Source organism: Pseudomonas sp. SDO5215_S409 (genome assembly GCF_054071325.1).
Map to the genome: position 1 here is coordinate 1 of NZ_JBSVWN010000202.1, position 276 is coordinate 276.

Genomic DNA, 276 nt, shown 5'->3' on the forward strand with positions numbered 1-276 from the left:
GCACCACGCTGCCCGGCAGGGCTTCACCGCTGCACATCACGCGCACCAGCCCGGCCGCCGGGCTCACATCGCCATGGGCCAGGAACACGTCGAGCATCGACGGTACGAAGTGCAACGTGGTGACGCGCTCGGCCGCGATGATTTCACACAGGTACTCGGGATCCTTGTGCCCGCCGGGGCGGGCCATGACCAGGCGTGCGCCGGTGAACAGCGGCCAGAAGAACTCCCACACCGACACGTCAAAGCTGAACGGGGTTTTCTGCAACACCGTGTCCT

The 276-nt window shown here is 65.9% G+C and carries 1 protein-coding gene; it reads right to left on the reverse strand.

Annotated elements, in window-relative coordinates:
• The coding region (locus ACW9H9_RS28900; protein ID WP_457346749.1) for an AMP-binding protein at positions 1 to 276 on the reverse strand (276 nt) is incomplete at both ends.